Origin of the sequence: Leifsonia sp. Leaf336 (assembly GCF_001423695.1) — a bacterium.
Classification (GTDB): domain Bacteria; phylum Actinomycetota; class Actinomycetes; order Actinomycetales; family Microbacteriaceae; genus Leifsonia.
In genome coordinates this window covers 1,048,997-1,069,873 of sequence record NZ_LMOZ01000001.1, presented here as the reverse complement: position 1 = coordinate 1,069,873, position 20,877 = coordinate 1,048,997, and the positions used below count along the sequence as shown (strand labels likewise).

Genomic DNA, 20,877 nt, shown 5'->3' with positions numbered 1-20,877 from the left:
ACAGCCTACTCGCGGTCGTATACCGACAGATGTATGCGACCCGTGCCGGTGTCACGGCCGGCGCAGCGGCCTCGGCACGACCTCCCAGATGGCTCCCGCGGGGGCGGCCATGGCCTCCGGTGGCTTGTCCCTCCAGGCGCCGGACGAGACGTAGTGCACCATCACGTTGAGCACGGCGACGAACGGGACCGCGAACAGCGCACCGGGGATGCCGGCGAGCAACGACCCGGCCGCGACAGCGAGGACGACAGCGAGCGGATGCACTTTGACAGCGGTGCCCATGATGAGCGGCTGGAGGACGTGCCCCTCGATCTGCTGGACCAGCAGCACGACCCCGAGCATGATCAGCGCGAAGACCCAGCCCTTGAAGACGAGGGCGATGAAGACCGCGAGGGCTCCGGTGATGACCGCGCCGACGATCGGGATGAACGATCCGAGGAACACCAGCACCGCGATCGGGATGACCAACGGGAGCCCGAGGAAGAAGGCCCCGAGGCCGATGCCGAGCGCGTCGATGGAAGCGACGAGCACCTGCACCTTGGCGAAGTTGCGCAGCGTCGTCCAGCCGGCCCGGCCCGCGCCGTCCACGGCACTGCGGGCGCTCTTCGGGAAGACGCGCACGATCCAGCCCCAGATGCTGCGTCCGTCGATGAGGATGAACAGCACGCTGAACAGCGTGAGCAGAGCTCCCGTGAGCACGTGGCCCACCGTGGAGCCGATGGAGAGCGCACCGGAGATGTAGACCTGGCTGTCTTGTTGGAGCGAGGACCAGAGCGATTGGAACGCGCTGTCGATCTGGTTCGGGGTCAAGCCGAGCGGGCCGGTGCTGAGCCAGTCCCTGAACTGCTCGAAGGCCGCCACCGATTGGACCTGGAGTTCGTGGCTCTGCCGGGTGACCTGCCAGATCGCGAGGTAGCAGAGTCCTCCGACGACCACGACCAGCAGGACCAGCGTGGTGACGATCGCGAGCCAGGAGGGCCAACGGTGCCTGACCAGGAAGTCCTTGAACGGCACGAGCAGCGCAGCGAGGAGCACCGCGATGAGCACCGGGACGACGATGAGGCGCAGCTGGACGATCAGGAAGATCGCGACCGCGATGACCGCACCGATGACCAGCAGCCGCCACGACCACGCGCCGGCGAGCCGCACGCCGCGCGGCAACGACTCGTCGACCGGCTCGGCCGGCGCCCCGAGATCGCGTCGACGTCTCAGGAAGCGCGCCCTGACCGACGGGCTGGGGTCTTGCGGTGCCGGGGCGTCGCTCTCTGCCATGCCCGTCAGTCTAGGGGCGCAACCGTAGGGTTCCTGAGGGTCTGTTCAGGGTTCGAACACCAGTGGCGGGTGCTCGATGGAGGTCGAGAACCACGACCAGGACGGGCCGGACGACGTCTGCTGGATGGAGGCGTACGTCGCCTGTCCCGGCGCGACGTTCTGCAAGCCGACCGAGACCGACACGTTGCCGTTCACGGTCTTGACGCCGGTTCCCGTGACGCTGCCGGCGCCGGCGTAGGCGCCGACCGTGAGCGACACAGGTCCGCTGGTGGAGATGAGGAACGAGACGACGTAGCTCGCCACGCCCGTGGCTCCGTACGCTCCCGGGTCGAAGTGCACGGAGACGCCAGGGCCTCCGGAGGGCACCTGACGGAACGTGAACGACGCGTACGGCGTCCCCGAGGTGTCGGTCTGCATGATGTCGGACGCGATCAGCGTCAGGTTCGTGCGGCCTTTCCCGACGGTGTGGGTCGGGCTGATGGTGTCGATGGGGAAGAAGAAGGGCGGCCAGTGCAGGATGTCGCCCGGACGGATCCGAGTGACCACGTCACTCGGCGAGAGGGTCTTCACGAAGGATGAGGGGTCGATGGCGTCCGAAGCTTCGGCGTCCGCCCCCGGGACGATGCCAGACATGAGGATTACTCTACTAGCGGGTCTCCCGGGGCGCGACCGTCACCGGCGTGCCGGACAGCGCGACATGCACCCGCTCGCCCGGAGCGGGCAGCTCCCGAGCGCCGTGCTGCACGGCCAGCTCCGAGCCGTCGGCCAGGCGCACGCGGGTTCGCCGCAGCGCGCCGAGGAAGCTCGTGGTGAGCACCTCCGCCGGCAGGCCCTCCGGAGCGAGCAGCACGTCTTCCGGGCGCACGTACGCGGTCACCGGGCCGTCCGCGACGGGAGCGGCGAGCGGGACGGTCTGGCCGAGCACCTGGAGGACGCCCGCGGAGACGCTGCCGGGAACCCGGTTCGTGAGGCCGACGAACTCGGCGACGAACGCCGTCGCCGGCCGGTGGTAGAGCTCCTCCGGAGTGCCGATCTGCTCGATCGCGCCCGAGCGCATGACCGCCACGCGGTCGGCGACGGCGAGCGCCTCCTCCTGGTCGTGCGTGACGAAGAACGTCGTGATCCCGAGCTCGGTCTGGATGCGACGGATCTCCTCGCGCAGCTGGACGCGGACCTTGGCGTCAAGCGCCGAGAGCGGCTCGTCGAGCAGCAGCACGCGGGGCTCGGTCACGAGGGCCCGCGCCAGCGCGACGCGCTGCTGCTGGCCACCGGACAGCTGGTGCGCGTACCTGTCGGCGTGGTGGTCGAGGCCCACCAGCTCGAGCGCCTCGGCCGCGCGGTGACGGCGCTCCCCCGCAGCCACCTTGCGCATCCGCAGCCCGAACTCCACGTTCTGACCCGACGTCAGGTGCGGGAACAGCGAGTACGACTGGAAGACCATGCCGAGGTCGCGGCGGTTCGTGGGCTCGTCGGTGACGTCGCGACCGTCGATGAGGATGCGTCCGGAGTCGACGCGCTCCAGCCCGGCCAGCGAGCGCAGGGCTGTCGTCTTGCCGCAGCCGGAGGGGCCGAGGAGCGCGATGAACTCCCCCGGCTCCGCGTGCAGGGAGAACCCGGCGAGCCCGGCGCCGCCGCCGAAGTCGCGGACGAGGCCGTCGAGCTCGACGGTGGAGCCGACCCGGGCGGCGGCGAGGGCGGATTCAGCGAGGACGGTCATGACGAGCCCTTCAGGAGGCGATGGTCCGGCGGGAGGCTATGGTCCGGCGCGACGCGGCGGTCCCGCGTGCGGCGGCGAGCGCTGACGACGCGGTCGACGACCACGAGGAGGACGAAGGCGAACACCAGCGCCAGCAGGGCGAAGATGACCGCGACGAACGGGTCGGACTGCGAGACCAGCAGCAGAGAGGTCTGCAGGTTCACGCGGCTGAGCAGGGAGGCGATGGTGAACTCGCCGAGCACGACCGCGATGGAGAGGGCGGAGGCGGCGAGGATGCCGCGGCGCAGGTTCGGCACGAGCACGCGCCAGAACACGGTCCTCCAGCCGGCGCCGAGCGAGCGCGCCGCCTCGCTGAGCGTGATCATGTCGACGGCGGCGACGTTGCTCTGGATGGCGCGGTAGGCGTACGGCAGCACGGTGATCCCGTATGCGAAGGCGAGCGTCCAGGTGCCTGAGCCGAAGATCTGCGTGACCACGGCGTAGGTCGGGGCGAGGCCGACGACCATGACGATGGCCGGGATCATGATCGGCAGCAGGCACACGGCCTCCAGCAGCCGGCGCAGCTTGGCGAACCGCAGCTCGACCAGCACGATCGTCGGCAGCAGCACGAGCAGCACGATCGCGACCGTGACGACCGCGAGCACGAGCGAGTTGCCGAGCCCCTGGTACACGCGGTCGTACCGTGTCGTGCCTCCGCCGAACACCGCGATCCACCGGTCGAAGCTGTAGACGCCCGGCTTGGCCGTGCGGAGGGTGAACTCGAGCATCGAGAGCAGCGGGATCAGGAAGAACGCGCCGAGCACCACCCAGATGACGGTGCGGACGACCGGGCCCGGACCGAGCCGCAGCTGGGTCTGGCCGCTCATCGCTGCCACCTCGCGGTGCGTCGCACGAGTGCCGAGTAGGCCAGCATCACCACGACCATGACCACGAGCATCCCGAGCGCCATCGCGCCGGCCAGGTTGGCGCGGCCGAGCACGGTCTCCGAGATCAGCGCCTGGCGGATCTGCAGCGAGACGATGTTGTTCGCCTGGCCGACCAGCGCGGCCGCGGTCGCGTACGACGAGAACGCATTGGCGAACAGCAGCAGGAGGCTGCCGAGGAACGACGGCAGCAGGATCGGGCCGCCGACGCGGGTCCAGTAGGTCCAGCGGGTGCCGCCGAGGGTGGCCGTCGCCTCGAGCCACTGCGGGCGCAGGCCCTCCAGCGCGGGGAGGAACGTGATGACCATGAGCGGGATCTGGAAGTAGAGGTACGGGAGGATCAGGCCGGGCACCGTGTAGAGCCAGACGCCGTTCTCGTAGATGTTGATGTGGAAGGTGTTGCGGAGCAGCACCGTCACCAGTCCTTGCGCGCCGATGGTCGCGATGAACGCGAACGCCAGCATGACGCCGCCGAACTGGGCGAGCACGCTGCTGGCCGAGTCGACGAGTGAGCGCGCCGTCCCGCCGGGACGCGAGTGCAGCATCGCGAAGCAGAGCGCCGCCCCCGCGACGGCGCCGACGATCGCGGTGACGGCCGAGAGCCAGAATGCGCCGAAGAACGACCCGGCGATCGCGGGCTCGGCGAGCCCGGTGAGGTTGGCCCAGGTGAACCGGCCCTCCCCGTCGACGAAGCCGCTGCCGACCGCCACGAGAGTGGGCACGGCGAGGAAGATCACGACGTAGAAGGCGAACGGGGTGAGGCCGAGCACGGCGGCGACGCCTCCGCGGCGCCGGCGCTTCGGCTGGGAACGGGCGGCCGACGACGGCTGCCGCCGGGAGTCACTCGAGGTGACCCCGGCGGCAGCGTCGGCCGCGGGTGCGGCGATGGTCTCGGTCATCAGCCGACTGCGTTGGCCCACTTGGCGTTGAGGAGCGTGCCCGCGTCGGTGGCCTGCTTGTCCGTCATGACGGCCACCTTGTCGAGCTTGCCCGGGAACTCCTTGGTGTCGAGCGTTCCCGCCTTCTCCATGGCGTCGACGCGGGCCGGGTAGGCGCCGCCCTTCAGCCAGGCGTTCTGAGCGGCGTCGCTGTAGAGGTACTCCTCCCACAGGCGCGCGGCGGCCGGGTGCGGCGCATCCTTGTTGATCGCCTGGTTGTAGTAGCCGACGTACGCGGTGCCCGGGAGGACGACGTACTTCCAGTCGATGCCGCCCGACTTGATGGTGTCGGAGGTCGTGTAGCCCTTCTGGTTGAACGACCAGTCGAGCAGCACCGGGGTCTCGCCCGAGGCGATGGTGTTCGGCTTGCCGTCGGCGGCGTTCCAGTTGCCCGCGGCCTTCAGCTTCGTGAACCACTCGATGCCCGGGGTCAGGTCGTCGAGGGTGCCGCCGTTCTGGAGGTCGGCGTAGGCGACGGCGCCCGCCGCGGCCGCGGCCTGGGTCGGGTTGCCGTTGAGCGCGACCGCGCCCTTGAACTCCGGCTTGAGCAGGTCGGAGAACGACTTCGGCGCGGTCTTGATCTTGTTCGCGTCGTAGCCGACCGACATGACGCCGTAGTAGCCGACCTTCCAGAGGCCGTCCTTGTCCTTCTGGGCGTCCGGGATGTCGGCGAAGCCGGTCGGCTTGTAGGGCGCGAAGTACTCGGTGTTCGCCAGCGCGACCGAGGAACCGACGTCGAACGTGTCGGGAGCGGTATCCTGGCCCTTCAGCTTCTTGGCCGCGTCGATCTCCTCCTGGCTGGAGGCGGAGTCCTGACTCGGGTTGATCGTGATGCCGTACTTCTTGGTGAAGCCGTCGAAGATCTCCTGGTAGTTGGCCCAATCGCCGGGGGTGGCGATGATGTTGAGGCTGCCCTCCTTCTTCGCGGCGGCGACCAGGGCGTCCATCCCGCCCGCCGACGCGACGTCGGTGGCGGTGGCGACCTTGCCTGCGTCTGCTGTGCTGCTCGCGTCGGCGCCGCCCGAGCAGGCGGCGAGCGAGAGGGCGACGACGGTCGCAGCGGCAGCGAGGCCGGCGACGCGAGCGCGCTTGTTGATCACGGAATATCCTCCAGTGCACGGGTTGGTGGCCGGGCGTTCGACCCGGCTCGACGCCACGCTAGGGATGCCGGGGTACGCGTGGGCCAGCGGAGAGTAACGCGTCGGTGAACGATCGATGTCGGACCTTGCCGATAAGGTCGACCCGTGGTCGAACAGCTCTCCCCCGCCCTCGCGCGCCGCATCGCGCTCGCCGCCCAGGGGTTCGGGAGGCCGCAGCCGGCGGTCGTGGGAATACGTCAGCTCAACGCGCTCATCGATCGCATCAACCTGTTGCAGATCGATTCGGTGAACGTCTTCGAGCGCAGCCACTACCTCCCGGCTTTCGCTCGCCTCGGCCCGTACGACCGCACCCTGCTCGACCGGCTGACGTTCGACGCCCGTGGGCCGCACACGGAGTACTGGGCGCACGAGGCCGCGTTCGTGCGCAAAGACGACTGGCCGCTGTTCCGCTGGCGCATGCGCGCCTACCGCGAGCGCTACGGCACCGGCAACGCCTGGTTCGCCGCCAACGAGAGCACGCTGCAGTGGCTGCGTGCCGAGCTCGCCGAGAAGGGGCCACTGGCGGCGAGCGAGATCGAGCACGACGCCAACCGCCGCTCCGGGCCGTGGTGGGGATGGTCGGAGGTCAAGCGCGCGCTGGAGCGGATGTTCCTGTTCGGCGAGGTCGCGATCGCCGGCCGCACACGGTTCCAGCGCCGGTACGGGCTGGTCGACGACGTGCTGCCCGCGAGCATCCTCGACCGCACGGTCGACGATGGCGACGCCATCCGCGAGCTGCTGCGTCGTTCGGCGGTGGCGCACGGCATCGGCACGGTGCGCGACCTGGCCGACTACTACCGGCTGAAGGGTCCTGCGGTGCAGGTCGGCCTCCAGCAGCTCGAAGACGCGGGCGAGCTCATCCCCGTCCAGGTGCGCGGGTGGGAGGGCGCGGGCGGCCGCCCGGTGAAGGCCTGGATGCACCGTGACGCGCGCAAGCCGCGGTCGATCGAGGCCTCCGCGCTGCTGTCGCCGTTCGACCCGGTCGTCTGGTTCCGCGACCGCGCGTTGCGGATGTTCGGGTTCCACTACCGCATCGAGATCTACACACCGGCGCCCCAGCGCGTGTACGGCTACTACTCGCTCCCGATCCTGCTCGACGACGAGCTCGTCGGCCGCATCGACCTCAAGAGCGACCGGCAGGCCGGCGTGCTGCGGGTGCAGTCCGCGTGGACCGAGTCCGGCAACGGCGGCCCGATCGCCGAGCGTCTCGTGCCGTTGCTGGCGCAGACCGCCGCGTGGCAGGGTCTCGGCGAGGTGCAGGTCGCCGACGGAGCCCGCGGCGACCTGGCTCCGGTGCTCGCCGCCGAGCTCTGAGTCGCCTTGATGTGGCTCCTCCGCCGGTCTCCTGAAGCACCCTCGCGGAGCCGCCGCGCGCGGGGGTAAGGTGCGGGCATGAGTTCACCGCTGGAGTATCTGAACGCCGACGGGGCCGACGAGGCCGACTTCGAACAGCCCATGCGCGAGCTCTTCGCCTACCGCGACGGCGATCATTGGCGCGACGGCATCGTCACCGGCGTCAAACGCGGATCCGACGGCCGCGCGCACGTGCAGTTCGACGGCCGGATGTGGGTCACGACGGACGACATCCGCGAGTCGACGCACTACATCGCCGTGCTGCTGAACCCCGATTCGACCGTCTACGCCGAGGTCATCACCGGCTACCACGACGGCGCTCCCGCCGAGCTGATCCGCGACATCGACCTGGTGGACGGCGGTACCAACGTGGGCACCGAGTGGCGCCCGCTCGACGAGCAGGCCGTGGGCACACGCGTGCGCTACCGCTACACCGGCACCGCCGAGCTGGAGGCCGCCGAGGCGTAGCCGCCACGGACCTCCGTCAGAAGGTGGAGCCCATCTTCTCGAGGCGGTCCACTCGCTCCGGGATCGGCGGGTGTGTCGAGAACAGGCGGCTCATGAGGCTGGGCTTGAGCGGCTCGGCGATCCAGAGGTGCGCCATGCTGCTGTTCTGACGGCGCATCGGCCGGCCGTACTCCTCCAGCTTCAGGAGGGCGCTCGCCAGGGCGTCCGGGTGCCGCGTCGTCATCGCGCCCGTCGCGTCGGCGAGGTACTCGCGCTGCCGCGAGACGGCCAGCTGCACGAGTGTGGCCACGAGCGGCGCGATGATCGCGGCGATCAGGCCCGCGACCAGGACGAAGGGGTTGCCGCCGCCACCGTTGTTGTTGTTGCGGTTGTTGCCGCCGAAGAACGCCATGCGCACGAAGATGTCGGCGATGAGCCCGATCGCCACGGTGAGGCCGAAGACGATCATCGAAAGGCGGATGTCGTAGTTGCGCACGTGGCCGAGCTCGTGCGCCATCACGCCCTCCAGCTCGGCGTCGTTCATGATGTCGAGGAGGCCCGTGGTCGCAGCTACGGAGGCGTGCTGCGGGTCACGCCCGGTCGCGAACGCGTTGGGTGCGGGATCGTTGACGATGTAGACGGCCGGCATCGGGGTACCGGTCGTGATCGACAGGTTCTCGACGACGTTCCACAGGCGCGGGTTGTCGGCCTTCGTGATCGGGACCGCCCCGGACATGCTGATCGCCTGGCTGGAGGCCATGAAGTACTGGAAGACGGCATAGACGATCGCGCCGATCGCGACCCAGGCGAGGATCGCCCAGCTGTTGTAGATGACCGAGAACAGCCATCCGAGCGCACCGATGAGAATCAGGAACAGCAGGATGATGAAGACGGTGTTGCGCTTGTTCCTGGCGATAGCCCTGTACATCGACGACCTAGAACTGGACGCGCGGCGGCTCGGCGATGGCCGCCAGGTTGTCGACCTCGAAGAACTCGCGCTCGCTGAAGCCCAGGCGGCGGGCGAACAGGTTGTTCGGGAAGACCTTGATCTTGGTGTTGAACTCGCGCACACCGCCGTTGTAGAACCGGCGCGAGGCCTGGATCTTGTCTTCGGTGTCGACCAGGTCGGCCTGCAGCCGCAGGAAGTTCTGGCTCGCCTGCAGCTGCGGGTAGGCCTCCGCCACGGCGAAGATGCTCTTCAGGGCCGTCTGCATGTGACCCTCGGCCACGGACGCCTCGCCCGGCGTCTGGGCCGTCAGCGTCTCTGCGCGCGCCTTGGTGACGGACTCGAAGACCCCGCGCTCGTGCGCCGCGTAGCCCTTGACCGTCTCGATCAGGTTGGGGATGAGGTCGGCACGGCGCTTCAGCTGCACCGTGATGTCGCTCCACGCCTCGTCGACCCGGACCTTCAGGGTGACCAGGGAGTTGTATGTGGCCCAGAAGTAGATTCCGATGATCGCGACGAGCACGACGACGATGATGACCGGAATGAGCCATTCCATTGCGGGAACTCCTAAGCGTCTGAGCGCGCTGATCGACGGCGCTGACAGCATCCTAACGGGCGCGGATGCGCCTCCCACTGCCTTCCCATCACTCTCGAAGCAACCGCAATGCGGATGGACAGCGCCCGGGTGCGGGGGTGCAGAATTGCTGACGTGAGCGAGACCGCCGAACGCCGCAGACGGGGTCGCCCGCGCAAGGAGCGCGGGGCGGCCTCCACCCGTTCGGCCATCGTGCGGGCCGCCGCCGACGAGTTCACCGAGCGGGGCTACGAGGCCGCGTCGCTGCGCGCCGTCGCCCGGAGGGCGGGTGTCGACTCGGCGCTCGTCCACCACTACTTCGACGACAAGGCCGACCTGTTCGCTGCGACGCTGGAGGCCCCGCTGCGACCGGACCGGGTGCTCGACGTCGTCCTGGCCGCACCGCGCGACGAGGTCGGCGAGACGCTCGTGCGCTATCTGCTCACCCAGCTGGAGGACGAGCGCGCTGCCGGGCGGATGGTGCTCATCCTGCGCACCGCGCTCGGCAGCGGAGCAGGCACCCGCATGCTGCGCGAATTCCTCACCAGGGAGGTGTTCACCCGCCTCGCCGCACTCACCCACTCCGACGACGCCGATCTGCGCGCCGATCTGGCCGCGTCGCAGGTCGTCGGACTGATGATGACGCGGTACGCGCTCAAGCTCGAACCGATCGCGAGCGCCCGTCCCGACGAGCTCGCCCGCCGCGTCGGCCCCGTGATCCAGTGGCATCTCTTCGGCGATCTTGACGGACGGGTCGGGCCGGGCGAATAATTCATCACATGATGAATTCGGTCGACGCCGCCGTCGTGATCGAGGGCCTGAGGGTGCGACGCGGACGCACGACGGTGCTCGACGGCCTCGACTTGAGCATCCCGCGCGGCCAGGTCGTCGGCCTCCTCGGCCCGAGCGGCTGCGGCAAGACGACGCTGATGCGGTCGATCGTCGGCGTGCAGCGGGTGGCCGGCGGCCGGGTGGAGGTGCTCGGCCAGCCGGCGGGATCCGCCGCCCTGCGTCACCGCGTGGGGTATGTGACGCAGGCCGTGAGCGTCTACGACGACCTGACGGTCCGGCAGAATCTCGCCTACTTCCGCCGTGTTCTCGGCGCGGGCAAGGACGACGTCGAGCGGGCGATCGACGCGACCGACCTGGGCGCGAACGCCGGGCAGCTGGTCTCCACGCTCTCCGGCGGCCAGCGTAGCCGCGTCTCGCTCGCCGCCGCGCTGCTGGGCTCCCCCGACCTCCTGGTGCTCGACGAGCCCACGGTCGGCCTCGACCCGCTTCTGCGCGTCGAGCTGTGGTCGCTCTTCCACCGGCTCGCCGACGGAGGCACCAGCCTCCTGATCTCGAGCCATGTGATGGACGAGGCGACGCGCTGCGACCGGCTGCTACTGATGCGGGACGGCGCCATCCTGGCCGACACGACGCCGGACGAGCTGCTGGCGGAGACCGGCGCAGCGGATGCGGAAGGCGCGTTCCTCACGCTGCTGCGGCGGCATCATCCGCGGCACGTGCTCGACGAAGCGGAGCCCGACGGGACACCGGGCGGCGCCGACGACGAGGAGGGCGCCCGATGAATGCCACCCGCACCCTCGCGACGACGGGGCGCGTCCTCTCCCAGATCCGCCACGACCCGCGGACGGTCGTCCTCCTGGTCGTGGTGCCGAGTCTCCTGATCGGGCTGGTCGCGTGGATCTTCACGGACACCGACGTCTTCGCGACGATCGGTCCGGCGATGCTCGCGCTCTTCCCGTTCGTCGTCATGTTCCTCGTCACCAGCATCACGACCCTGCGGGAGCGTCGCACCGGCACCTTGGAGCGGCTGCTCTCGATGCCCCTGGGCAAGGGCGACTTCATCCTCGGGTACACGCTGGCGTTCGGGCTGCTGGCCGTCATCCAGTCGCTGGTCGCCTCCGGATACGCCATCTGGGTGTGCGGGCTGACGATCAAGGGCGACGTGTGGCTGCTCGTGGCCGTCGCGGTGACGGACGCGGTGCTCGGCAGCACCCTGGGCCTGTTCGCGAGCGCGTTCGCCCGCACCGAGTTCCAGGTGGTGCAGTTCATGCCGGCGATCGTGTTCCCGCAGATCCTGCTCGGCGGGATCTTCCTCCCCCGCGACCAGCTCCCCGCCGGGTTGAAGGAGATCAGCGACTGGCTGCCGCTGTCGCACGCGGTGGACGCGCTCAACGCCGTCGCGACGAACTCGCACGACGCCGCCTACGTGGGAGGCCAGCTCCTCATCATCGGCGCGTTCGCGGTGGGCGCCGTCGTCGTCGGCGCCCTCACCCTCCAGCGCCGCACCTCCTAGATCGATCAGGGCCGATATCCGTCACGGGCCGAGAACGCGGCGGAGGTAGGCGTTCTCGAAGCGGCGGTCGGGGTCGAGGCGGTCGCGAACGGCGAGGAAGTCATCGAAGCGCGGGTAGGTCTCGCGCAGCGAGTCCGCATCGCGGTAGTGCATCTTGCCCCAGTGCGGCCGGCCGTCGTGGGCCTTCATGATCTCCTCGACGGCGGTGAAGTACTCCGTCGGGTCCTCCCGGTAGTACCGGTGCACGGCGATGTAGCCGCTCTCGCGGCCGTAGGCCGTCGACAGCCAGTTGTCGTCGGCGGCCGCCGAGCGCACCTCGACCGGGAACGAGATGCGCCAGCCGCGGCGGTCGATGAGCGCCTTGACCTCCGCGAGCGCCTCGGGCACGGCCTCCCGCGGGATGGCGTACTCCATCTCCCGGAAGCGCACCGTGCGGTTCGTCACGAACACCCGCGGCGAGTGGTCGGTGAAATCGCGGTTGCCGGTGAGGCGCTGTGCAACGCGGCTGAACGGCGGGATGATCGCCGGCGCCATCGTGCCGACTGCGCAGACGCCGCGGTAGATCCCGTTCGCGAGGAGTTCGTCGTCGACCCAGCGGCCGGCCGCCGACAGCGGCGCCCGCTGCTCGGTGAGCGGCAGCCGGGTGTTCGTCTTGGTCAGCCCGGTCTCGGTGTGCGGGAACCAGTAGAACTCGAAGTGGTGCTCCTCCGCCGAGCGGTGCAGGTAGCTGTCGAGCACGCCCTGCAGCGGCTCGGGCCGCTCGACGGCCTTCAGCAGGAAGGCGGGAACGCACTGCAGGGTGATGTCCACGAGCACGCCGAGCGCCCCGAGCCCGAGTCGCGCCGCCGGCAGGAGCTCGGCGTTCTCGTCCTCGCTGATCGTCAGCAGCTCGCCCGACCCCGTCACGAGCGTGACCGCGACGATCTGGGTGGCGAGGCCTCCGAACGAGCCCCCGGTGCCGTGGGTGCCGGTGGAGGTCGCCCCGGCGATGGTCTGCCGGTCGATGTCGCCCATGTTCTGCAGCGCCAGCCCGTACGGCCGCAGCAGTCGCGGCAGTTGATGGAGGCGCGTGCCGGCGGCCAGACGCACCCGGCCGCGCTCGAGGTCCACATCGAGGACGCCGCTGACGTCTTCGAGGTCGAGCAGCACTCCGGGCGCCGCCGCGATGCCGGTGAAGCTGTGCCCGGCACCGACCGCCTTGACCCGCATCCCCTGCTTCGCCGCCGCCGCGACCGCGCGTTGCACGGCCTCGGCATCGCGCGGCCGCTCGACGCGCTGCGGGCGGATCGACTCGCTGCGGCCCCAGTTGCGCCAGACGGAACCGGTCGCCGTCACAGGAACACCTTCCCTTCGCCGCGGTAGCTCGGCACCGTGCCGACGACCGCGGCGCGCCCCTCCACGACGTCGACGAGGTGGAAGTCGTCCACGTGCTCGCTCAGCTCGCCGGACTTGGTGTGCCGCAACCAGACCCGGTCGCCGACGCGCAGGATCCCGGCGGCGGCGCCGGTCACCGGCGTCTGCACCTCCCCCGCCATCTCGCGGTCGACCATCGACAGCCCGGTCGGCCACTCGATCTTCGGGAGGCGGTCGGGCCCGGGAGGGCCGGACGCGATCCAGCCGCCGCCGAGCAGGGTCGCGGTGCGCTCGTCGGGGCGGCGCACCACCGAGAGGGCGAACGACGCGGCGGGCGCCGGGCGGAAGCCGCGGTAGGTGTCGAACAGGTGGCCGCCGAACAGCCCGCTGCCCGCGGCGATCTCGGTGACCGACGGGTCGGAGGCTGTGAACTCCAGCGAGCCGGTGCCGCCGCCGTTCACGAACTCGAGGTCGGCGAGGCTGCGCACGGTCGCGACGGCCTCTCCGCGCCGGGCGAGCAGCTCCTCCTGCGAGCTCTTCTGCATCCAGCGCAGCGTCGCTCCCCACGCCGGTCGCCCGGGCGGGTTGTCGCCCTGACCGGCGATCTGCGCTTCGTAGCCCATCATCCCGACCAGTGCGAAGCCCGGGCGCCGCACGATCGCCTCGGCGACCTCCCGCACGGCCGCCACGCTGTGCAACGGGGAGCGGTAGACGCCGACGTGGCCGAGAACGGGTGCGTCCCACGAGGAGTCCAGCTCGAGGCAGAGCCGGATGGTCTCACGCTCGGCGGGCGGCACGACCGCGTCGATCAGGTCGAGGTGGGCGACCGAGTCGACCATGAGCGTCACGCGCGCGGCGAGCTCAGGGGAGGCCGCGAGCCGCGCGATCGCACCCCGGTCGGCCGTCGGGTAGCCCACGACGACATCCTCGATCGGCGGGTGCCCGGCGTCGCCCTCCGCGAGCCAGAGCGCCTCCGGGAGGGTGTAGGCCAGTACGCCGGCGTACCCGGGCAGCGCGAGCACGGCGTCCAGCACCGAGCGCACACGCACCGACTTGGAGGCGACGCGGATCGCCTTGCCCGGACGTTCCGGGCTCCCGCCCGCGCGCCGGAGCATGTCGTGCGCGTTGTGCCGGAGCGCCGGGAGGTGCAGCACGCCGAAGGCGGGGTCGAGGCGGGCCGTCGCCATGGACAACGCCGGCCAGAAGACGTCGGGCGTCGTCCAGGTGCGCTCGGCCGGTGCGGGCTTGGAGGTCAGGTCGATCGGGTTCACGGGGTCCTTCTGCCGGTTCTGCAGTTTCTGCGTCGTGGGTGTCGTCGTCTGCCGGGAGGGCGTGGCGCGCGGCATCAGCGCACCGCCTTCACCCGGGCGACCGCGAGCGCCCCCGCGAACGCGAACACCCCGGAGAGCACGAACAGCCCGACGAACCCGCCCATGGCCGCGACGATCGCAGCGCCGAACAGCGGGGCCATCGCCTGCGGGACGGCCGTGGCGATGTTCATGATGCCGAGGTCCTTGCCCCGGTTCTCCGGGTCGGGCAGCACTTGCGTGGCGAGCGCCTGGTCGACCGAGAGGAAGCAGCCGTAGCCGAGGCCGAGCAGGCCGGCGGCCACCATCGCGACCGTCAGCTCCGGGACGAACGCCAGCAGCAGCGCCGCGATACCCTGCAGCGCCGACGAGATGAAGACGAAAGCCTTCCGTCTCCCGAGCCGGTCGGACAGCCGGCCGAGAGCGAGCGAGGCGATGATGACGAACACCATGTAGATCAGGATCAGCACCAGCAGGTCGTCGTCGGCGTGCTTGTCATGGAGGCCGAACTCCAGGAAGTAGAGCAGCAGCGACGTGCCGAACGCGTTCCCGAAGTTCACCAGCACCCGGCTGAGCAGCGTCCAGCCGAAGTCGGGGTGCTCGCGCGGGCTGATCCACAGCCCCTCCACGATGCCGCGGAAGGTCATCCGCTCGCGCAGGTGTGCCGGCAGCACGGCGTCGGGCAGGAACAGGAAGGGCACGACGAGCACGACCAGCAGCACCGCCATCGCGGTGTAACCGACCAGTGCGCCGACGAACACATAGGTCACCAGCGAGACGCCCAGGATGATCCCGATCGCCTGCGGGGCGCTGATCCACCCGGAGACGTAGCCGCGCTGGTCGACCGGCACCTGGTCGGAGATCGTCGCCGTGAGCGCGGCGGTCAGCACGCAGAAGCCGGTCAGGGCGAGCGACCAGAACACGCCGATCCCCACCATGGACGACTGGAGGCCGAGCAGCACGAGCGAGACCGCGAACAGCAGCGCGCCGCCCGCGATCCAGGGGCGGCGCCGGCCGAACCGGCTGGTCGTGCGGTCGGACAGCGCGCCCGTGAGCGGATACGCAACGATGGCGCAGACCCCGGAGATGCCCGAGATGATGCCGAAGGCGACGACGTTGTCGACCCAGTAGTCGGTGTGCAGCTGCGCCTGCACCTGGTCGGGCAGCAGCTTCTGGATGGGGGCGAGCTGCGCCATCCAGACACCCAGCCAGGCGACGGCGAAGGCGGCGATCCAGCGGCCGGGGATGCGGCGCGTGGGTTCGGCGAAGACCGCCGGCGTCGAGGTGTTGGTCATCGGATACCTGCGTTCGGGTTGTGGAGGAGGGATCCGACGGCAGCGTCGCCGTCGGCCGGTTCGGCGAATGCGGCGAGCGCGTCCGCCGCGAAGTCGAGTGCTTGCTCTGCCGCCGCGTCGTCGCGGGTGACGAGCCAGGCGATCGTGACGCCGTCGGTGAGCGTCACGAGGAGGCGGGCGATCTCGGCGATCGGACGGCTCCAGACGCTGCCGGTGAGGGCGGCGGCGTCTCGGGCGGCGCGCTCGGCGAGTTCGTAGTAGCGGTCGTACTGCCGACCGGCGAGCGGCGCGAACCCCGGCTCGCGCAACGCCCACTGCGTCAGCTCGAACATCGCCTTCTCGCGGTCGGGGTCGGCGCGGACGCCGTCGAAGTAGTGCTGGAGCCCCGAGCGGATCGCCGCTCGGATCCCGATGGGCGCGCGGGAGGCGTCGAGCGCGGGCTCCAGGTCGGTCTGCTCGCTGGAGACGACGGCGTTGACGAGCTCGGCCATCAGCTCGTCGCGCGACTCGAAGACGTAGTGGAAGCTGGCGAGCGACATCCCGGCCTCGCCCACGATCCGGCGGGTCGTGGCGGCGGTCACGCCGTCGCGCGCGATCACCCGGAGAGCCGCCTGCACGAGAGCCGCGCGGCGGTCCGCTGGGGGGATGCGCGTCATCGGAGCTCCTCGCGGTGCCGGTTCGCGCGTCGTCGCGCGAAGTGGGACAGTTGACCCAGTTGTCAGTATGCCCCAAATCCGGCCAGCTGGTTTGACATGCGGTGTGTCGGCCCCCTGGAATGGGGTGGAATGCGGGTATTTCTGTCTGACGTGTCTCCACCAGTCCGGTCGCGGGGGTCGACCGGGCGACTCGTCGCTGCCCTGCTCGGTCTGGGGCTGGCGCTGGCGGCGACCGCAGCCCTCGCGACGCCGGCCACGGCCGCCCCTGCTTCGGCCGCCCCCGCCGCAGCACGTTCCGACACAGCACCGCCGAAGTCCCCGGGCCTCGCTCCCAGCGACACGGCCTCCGATGCGCCGACCTCCACCCCGACCCCGACTCCGGCGCCGCCGCAGCTCGACCCGCTCCCGAAGAGCCTGGTCACCACGCTGCCGTTGGCCGTCTCGGGCACCGCCGATCCCGGCGAGGTCATCGACGTGTCCGGCGGCTCCTCCACCAACGCCGACTCCCGGTGCACCGCCACCACCGGCGACGACGGCCGGTTCCGCTGCGCCGTCCAGCGCCTCCCCGACGGCCCCGGCGTGCCGGTGCGGGCCGAGTCGCGCACCACCGGCCTCGCCGACAGCGGCCGGGTCGACGTCCTCTCCCCTCCCACGATCACCTCGGCCGACGGCGGAGCGACCGGCGGCGGAATCCGCGGCACGGCCTACCCGGGCGCCACAGTGACCGTCACCGCCGAGACCGGGGACTCCTGCTCGTTCCCGGCGGACAGCGCCGGCAACTGGGGCTGCGTCATCTCGCGACTCCGCGACGGCAACCACAGCATCACCGCCACGCAGGTGGCGCCGTTCTCGTCCACGCGCTCCGGAGCGAGCCGGTCCATCACCGTCGTCGTGGACACCGTCGCGCCGGGAGCGCCGACGCTGACCTCCCCGGCACCCGGCACCTCCGCGACGGCCGGGCAGTCCATCGCCTTCGGCGGCGCCGGCGAACCCGGCGCGAGTGTGACCGTCTACGCGAGCACCTCCCGTGGGACCTCCGTGGCCTGCACGGCGGCCGTCACGGGAACCGCCTGGTCGTGCGCGGCCGGCCTCCCCCAGGGCGATTACCTCGTTTCAGCGCTGCAGCGCGACTCCGCGGGCAACGTGAGCGCCGGCAGCAACGCGGTCGCGATCTCGGTGGAGGCTGTGGCCGCCGCGCCGCCGGCCACGACCAAGCCCTCCCCGTCGAAGACCCCGGTTCCTGCGCAGCCGGCGCCGCCCACGGCCGCGCCGTCGTCGCCGTCGGCTCCGGCCCACGCCGAGACCAAGGGATGGACGGACACGCCGTTCAGCGTCGCCTCCGCTCCGGTCGTCACCGCGGCCTCCATGCCGGGCTGGCTGCGCTCGGTCGGTCTGGCGGTCGCGCTGCTGCTGCTGCTCGTGCTGCCCGCGCGGCTGCTCGTCGCCGCGCTCTCCCGCCCCCGGGAGCCGCGCGACGGCCGCGTTGCGATCTTCGGCCGCAACCGGGCGCGCTCCGAACTCGGCGAAGCCGACGCTCTGCTCGGCAGCGCGCACGCCGCGTCGGCGGGCTCCCAACCGGTCTGGCTGGCGCCCGTCGTCGGTGTCACCGCCGCCGCCCTGGTGACCTTGTCGACGTCGGTGCAGGACGCCGCCGCCTACCTGAGACTGCTGGGCGCCGTCGCGCTCGCGGTGATCGGAGTCAACGCGATCTGGGTGCTCGCTGCGCGCGGGATGACACGGCACCTGGGTCTGCCGCTCGCCCGCGCGATCGTGCGGCCCGGCCTCCTCGTCGTCGTCGCCGCGACCGCGCTGGGCTCCCGCTTCATCGGGCTCGAGCCCGCCCTGCTCTTCGGCCTGGTGCTGGGCGCGGTGCTGCCGGAGGCCGCCGACCGGATCGAGCGCGGCCGCACCGCCGCCGTCCAGCTGTGCGCCGTCGCCGCGTTCGGCGTGCTGGCGTGGCTGACCGTCGGTGTCCTGCCGGCGCCGTCGGGAGACGCCTCCGCCTTCGTGAGGGAGCTCGCCAACTCGATCGCCCTCATCGCGATCGGGTCGACTGCAGTCGCTCTGCTGCCCTTCGGCGGGCTCGCCGGCCGAGCCGTGCTGCGCTGGTCGCGACCGTTGTGGCTGGCGATGGCGCTCGTGGTCTACACCGTGCTCTTCGCGCTCCTGCTTCCGGTGGCCTCCCTGGTGCAGACGGGCGGCGGGGTCGCCGTGGTCGTCGTCGGGGCTTTGGTGTTCGCGGCGCTGAGCGTCTCGGTGTGGCTGTGGGAGCGGTACGTCGAACCGCTGCGGTGACTTACAGCGCTGCCACGTAGTACCAGTCGCGGCCGTCTTTGACGAACCGGGAGGTCTCCTGAAGCGAGCCGCGCTCTGCACCCTTGTAGTAGGCGGTGAACGCGACGACACCCTCCCGGTCGAACGGGCCGCCTCGCTCGGTCGACTCGATGTCGAGCCGGTACCAGCGCAGACCGTCGTCGAGTTCGAGCGCCGCCGGACGCGTCGACGGATGCCAGCTGCGCAGGAGGTAGCCGGCGTCACCGAGCGCGAAGGCGCTGAACCGCGACCGCATCAGCCGCTCGGCCGTGGGCGCGGGAGCGCCGGCGTGGAGCGGGCCGCAGCAGTTCGCGTAAGTCTCGCCGCTTCCGCAGGGACATCGGGTGTCGGTCACTCCGCGATCCTATTCGCGTCTGCAAGCGGCTAGCGGACGTAAGGCGACCCGGCCGGAGCCTTACGTCGGGGGATCTCGGGCTCCAGCCGGGTCGGAGGACACCTCACCAGAAAGGGTGTCGGCTTGTAGTCTGCACGGCCAGGGTGGGTGAGGCCTTTGGACGCTCTGAACGTCCTCTCAGTGCGACGCTGCAGCCTCTCCCGCCGCGACGACGCAGAACCGGTTGCCGTCCGGATCGGCCAGCACGAGATAGTCGGCGCCCTCCTCGTAGTCCCACTCGACGTCTGTCGCGCCGAGGCCCCTGAGCCGGTCGGCCTCGGCGGCCTGATCGTCGGCATACAGGTCGAGGTGGTGCCGCGGAGACGGGTTCGCCTCGCTGCCGACCAGCTTCAGTGCGAGCTGCGGGCCGCCTCCGCCGGCCGGCGCGAGCAACGCCCAATCGACGTCGGGCTCGTACAGCGGCGCGTAGCCGAGCACGGCCGACCAGAACTCCACGGCTCGCGGGATGTCGCGAACCCCCCACACGATGGAACCGATCCGGATCATGCGCCCACCCTCCCCTGATCGCGCTACGCCGACAAGGGGTACATGGCGCGTCGCACCGTATATGGTTGGAGCTATGGAAGGCCTGCTGATCGGATTCATCTGGACTGTCGTCATCGTCGGCGGTGCGCTCGCACTCGCGGCCGGGGTGCAGATGGTGAAAGCGCCCTACAGGAACCGCTGATCTTCTCGGGCGGTCCCCGCCCTCCGACCGGTGCTCCAAGCCGCTCGGCCCCCATAGCCCAATTGGCAGAGGCAGGCGACTTAAAATCGCCCGAGTGTGGGTTCGAGTCCCACTGGGGGCACCGCTGTCCCGATCACCGCACCACGTCGTACACGACCTTCTGCACTCCGTTGCCGTAGACCTCGTTCTCGACCACCGAGAGCTTCACCGTCGCATGCGGAGCCTCGCTGAACAGCCGGGCGCCCTCCCCCAGCAGCAGCGGGAAGACCAGCAGGTGGTAGCGGTCGACCAGGTCGGCGTCGGCCAGCGCGCGGGCGAGCTCGAGGCTGCCGTGGACGATGATCGGGCCTCCGTCGCCGCGCTTGAGGTCGGCGACCTCGTCGAGCGAGCGGAGGATGGTGGCCGGCCAGCGGTCGTCGTCGCGCTCCAGGGTGGTCGAGACGACGTACCGGGGCATGGCGTTGTAGCCGGCGAATTCGTCCCTCGACGGCCAGATCGGGGCGAACAACTCGTAACTCGTGCGGCCGAGCAGGATCGCGGTCGCCTCCTGCTGCTCGCGGCCCTTGAGCTCGTAGGCGGCCGGGTCGAACTCGACGCCGCGGAACGTCCAGCCCGCGTTGCGGTAGGAGGCGTCGTCGCCGGGAGCCTGGGCGACGCCGTCGGCGGAGACGAACGCGGAGACGATGAGGGTGCGCATGGTGGGTCCTTTCGTGATCGTCGACACGTGTTGTGTCACTTATTCAACCTAGCGGTTCTGAACCATTAAGTTCAATACGTGGGGAGAATCTCTGCGAACGGTCGGCTACCCTGCTCGCATGCGACGACATCGAAGTCGACTCACCGCCGCAGGCGTCGCGGCGTTCGCAACAGTGCTCACATTGACGGGGTGCGTATTGGACGCCTGCCCGGCGATCGGCTACCTGGACACGTCGCCGATACGGCTGGTGTTCGAGGGATCGCCGCCCACGGATGCGACGGTGTCGGCCTGCTTCGGAACCCACTGTGAACCAGCGCCTGTAACGCCTGCCCCGGATGGAAGCTATTCGGTCCCGCAGCGGCCGCCCTTCCTCGATCATGCGGCCTCGCAGCCCCAGACCGTCCGCGTCGTCGTGACGACGAAGGCGGAAGTGCTCGACGACGCCGTGCACGACATCCCGGTCAACACCGAGCGCACGGGCCTGTGGGGCCAATGCCCGGGACCGTGGTCCTACGAGCCCGTGCGGATCGTCCTGGACTGAGGCCATGCCCGGCGCCCCG

Annotated in this window: 22 protein-coding genes and 1 tRNA gene; 8 read left to right on the top strand and 15 right to left on the bottom strand. The window is 70.5% G+C overall.

Features of this window, described 5'->3' with window-relative positions:
• Positions 1-51 precede the first annotated feature (51 nt).
• From ASF88_RS05190 to ASF88_RS05165, 6 genes are read right to left on the bottom strand one after another with little or no spacing between them, the layout of a single operon-like run.
• Positions 52-1,272, bottom strand: coding sequence for an AI-2E family transporter (locus ASF88_RS05190; protein WP_055915120.1), 1,221 nt, complete (start codon positions 1,270-1,272; stop codon positions 52-54).
• A 45-nt stretch (positions 1,273-1,317) separates the two neighbouring features.
• Positions 1,318-1,905 carry a hypothetical protein gene (locus ASF88_RS05185; RefSeq protein ID WP_055915117.1) on the bottom strand — a complete coding sequence of 196 codons (588 nt, stop codon included), beginning with the start codon at positions 1,903-1,905 and terminating at the stop codon, positions 1,318-1,320.
• A 13-nt stretch (positions 1,906-1,918) separates the two neighbouring features.
• Positions 1,919-2,989, bottom strand: coding sequence for an ABC transporter ATP-binding protein (locus ASF88_RS05180; protein WP_055915114.1), 1,071 nt, complete (start codon positions 2,987-2,989; stop codon positions 1,919-1,921).
• Positions 2,986-3,855 (bottom strand): ABC transporter permease, encoded by an 870-nt coding sequence (locus ASF88_RS05175; RefSeq protein WP_235493288.1) that lies wholly within the window; start codon positions 3,853-3,855, stop codon positions 2,986-2,988. The genes ASF88_RS05180 and ASF88_RS05175 overlap by 4 nt, the downstream gene beginning before the upstream one ends.
• The gene (locus ASF88_RS05170) at positions 3,852-4,832 is read right to left on the bottom strand and encodes an ABC transporter permease (RefSeq protein WP_055915111.1); all 981 of its coding nucleotides are present in this window, start codon (positions 4,830-4,832) and stop codon (positions 3,852-3,854) included. The genes ASF88_RS05175 and ASF88_RS05170 overlap by 4 nt, the downstream gene beginning before the upstream one ends.
• On the bottom strand, positions 4,811-5,950 hold the full coding sequence (locus ASF88_RS05165; protein WP_055915108.1) for an ABC transporter substrate-binding protein: 1,140 nt from the start codon (positions 5,948-5,950) through the stop codon (positions 4,811-4,813). The genes ASF88_RS05170 and ASF88_RS05165 overlap by 22 nt, the downstream gene beginning before the upstream one ends.
• A 144-nt stretch (positions 5,951-6,094) precedes the next feature.
• Here ASF88_RS05165 and ASF88_RS05160 point away from each other — a divergent pair, with 144 nt between their 5' ends.
• Both ASF88_RS05160 and ASF88_RS05155 read left to right on the top strand, forming a co-directional pair.
• Positions 6,095-7,303, top strand: coding sequence for a winged helix-turn-helix domain-containing protein (locus tag ASF88_RS05160; RefSeq protein WP_055915105.1), 1,209 nt, complete (start codon positions 6,095-6,097; stop codon positions 7,301-7,303).
• 78 nt (positions 7,304-7,381) lie between these two features.
• Positions 7,382-7,810 (top strand): hypothetical protein, encoded by a 429-nt coding sequence (locus tag ASF88_RS05155; RefSeq protein ID WP_055915102.1) that lies wholly within the window; start codon positions 7,382-7,384, stop codon positions 7,808-7,810.
• Between the two features lie 16 nt (positions 7,811-7,826).
• On the opposite strand, the gene ASF88_RS05150 is transcribed toward ASF88_RS05155, so the two are convergent.
• Together ASF88_RS05150 and ASF88_RS05145 are read right to left on the bottom strand one after the other, a co-directional pair.
• Positions 7,827-8,717, bottom strand: coding sequence for a M48 family metalloprotease (locus ASF88_RS05150; protein ID WP_055915099.1), 891 nt, complete (start codon positions 8,715-8,717; stop codon positions 7,827-7,829).
• A 7-nt stretch (positions 8,718-8,724) separates the two neighbouring features.
• Entirely contained in the window at positions 8,725-9,291 is a 567-nt protein-coding gene (locus ASF88_RS05145) for a LemA family protein (RefSeq protein ID WP_055915096.1), read from the bottom strand.
• Positions 9,292-9,444: 153 nt separating this feature from the next.
• Here ASF88_RS05145 and ASF88_RS05140 point away from each other — a divergent pair, with 153 nt between their 5' ends.
• Genes ASF88_RS05140 through ASF88_RS05130 form a run of 3 tightly spaced genes read left to right on the top strand, consistent with a single transcriptional unit; the run spans position 9,445 to position 11,614 of the window.
• On the top strand, positions 9,445-10,080 hold the full coding sequence (locus ASF88_RS05140) for a TetR/AcrR family transcriptional regulator (protein ID WP_235493287.1): 636 nt from the start codon (positions 9,445-9,447) through the stop codon (positions 10,078-10,080).
• Positions 10,081-10,088: 8 nt separating this feature from the next.
• Positions 10,089-10,883 carry an ABC transporter ATP-binding protein gene (locus ASF88_RS05135; RefSeq protein ID WP_055915090.1) on the top strand — a complete coding sequence of 265 codons (795 nt, stop codon included), beginning with the start codon at positions 10,089-10,091 and terminating at the stop codon, positions 10,881-10,883.
• Positions 10,880-11,614, top strand: a complete 735-nt coding sequence (locus ASF88_RS05130) for an ABC transporter permease (protein ID WP_055915087.1) — start codon at positions 10,880-10,882, stop codon at positions 11,612-11,614. The genes ASF88_RS05135 and ASF88_RS05130 overlap by 4 nt, the downstream gene beginning before the upstream one ends.
• A gap of 21 nt (positions 11,615-11,635) precedes the next feature.
• On the opposite strand, the gene ASF88_RS05125 is transcribed toward ASF88_RS05130, so the two are convergent.
• From ASF88_RS05125 to ASF88_RS05110, 4 genes are all read right to left on the bottom strand, one after another.
• On the bottom strand, positions 11,636-12,949 hold the full coding sequence (locus ASF88_RS05125; protein WP_055915084.1) for a D-arabinono-1,4-lactone oxidase: 1,314 nt from the start codon (positions 12,947-12,949) through the stop codon (positions 11,636-11,638).
• The gene (locus ASF88_RS05120) at positions 12,946-14,229 is read right to left on the bottom strand and encodes an amino acid deaminase/aldolase (RefSeq protein ID WP_442915020.1); all 1,284 of its coding nucleotides are present in this window, start codon (positions 14,227-14,229) and stop codon (positions 12,946-12,948) included. Before ASF88_RS05120 ends, ASF88_RS05125 begins: the two co-directional genes overlap by 4 nt.
• A gap of 83 nt (positions 14,230-14,312) precedes the next feature.
• Positions 14,313-15,569, bottom strand: coding sequence for an MFS transporter (locus ASF88_RS05115; RefSeq protein WP_055915082.1), 1,257 nt, complete (start codon positions 15,567-15,569; stop codon positions 14,313-14,315).
• Positions 15,566-16,225 carry a TetR/AcrR family transcriptional regulator gene (locus tag ASF88_RS05110; protein ID WP_055915077.1) on the bottom strand — a complete coding sequence of 220 codons (660 nt, stop codon included), beginning with the start codon at positions 16,223-16,225 and terminating at the stop codon, positions 15,566-15,568. Before ASF88_RS05110 ends, ASF88_RS05115 begins: the two co-directional genes overlap by 4 nt.
• Positions 16,226-16,375: 150 nt before the next feature.
• Here ASF88_RS05110 and ASF88_RS05105 point away from each other — a divergent pair, with 150 nt between their 5' ends.
• Positions 16,376-18,520, top strand: a complete 2,145-nt coding sequence (locus ASF88_RS05105) for a hypothetical protein (protein ID WP_055915075.1) — start codon at positions 16,376-16,378, stop codon at positions 18,518-18,520.
• 1 nt (position 18,521) lies between these two features.
• Here ASF88_RS05105 and ASF88_RS05100 read toward each other — a convergent pair whose 3' ends face one another.
• Complete coding sequence (locus tag ASF88_RS05100) at positions 18,522-18,893, bottom strand: YchJ family protein (RefSeq protein WP_055915072.1); 372 nt, start codon at positions 18,891-18,893, stop codon at positions 18,522-18,524.
• Positions 18,894-19,070: 177 nt separating this feature from the next.
• On the bottom strand, positions 19,071-19,439 hold the full coding sequence (locus ASF88_RS05095) for a VOC family protein (protein WP_055915068.1): 369 nt from the start codon (positions 19,437-19,439) through the stop codon (positions 19,071-19,073).
• Positions 19,440-19,667: 228 nt separating this feature from the next.
• Here ASF88_RS05095 and ASF88_RS05090 point away from each other — a divergent pair.
• Positions 19,668-19,741: transfer RNA gene (locus ASF88_RS05090), tRNA-Leu, on the top strand.
• A 12-nt stretch (positions 19,742-19,753) separates the two neighbouring features.
• On the opposite strand, the gene ASF88_RS05085 is transcribed toward ASF88_RS05090, so the two are convergent.
• Complete coding sequence (locus ASF88_RS05085; protein ID WP_055916694.1) at positions 19,754-20,317, bottom strand: dihydrofolate reductase family protein; 564 nt, start codon at positions 20,315-20,317, stop codon at positions 19,754-19,756.
• A 118-nt stretch (positions 20,318-20,435) separates the two neighbouring features.
• Between ASF88_RS05085 and ASF88_RS05080 the strand changes: the two genes are divergently transcribed.
• Positions 20,436-20,858 carry a hypothetical protein gene (locus ASF88_RS05080; RefSeq protein ID WP_055915064.1) on the top strand — a complete coding sequence of 141 codons (423 nt, stop codon included), beginning with the start codon at positions 20,436-20,438 and terminating at the stop codon, positions 20,856-20,858.
• Positions 20,859-20,877 lie beyond the last annotated feature (19 nt).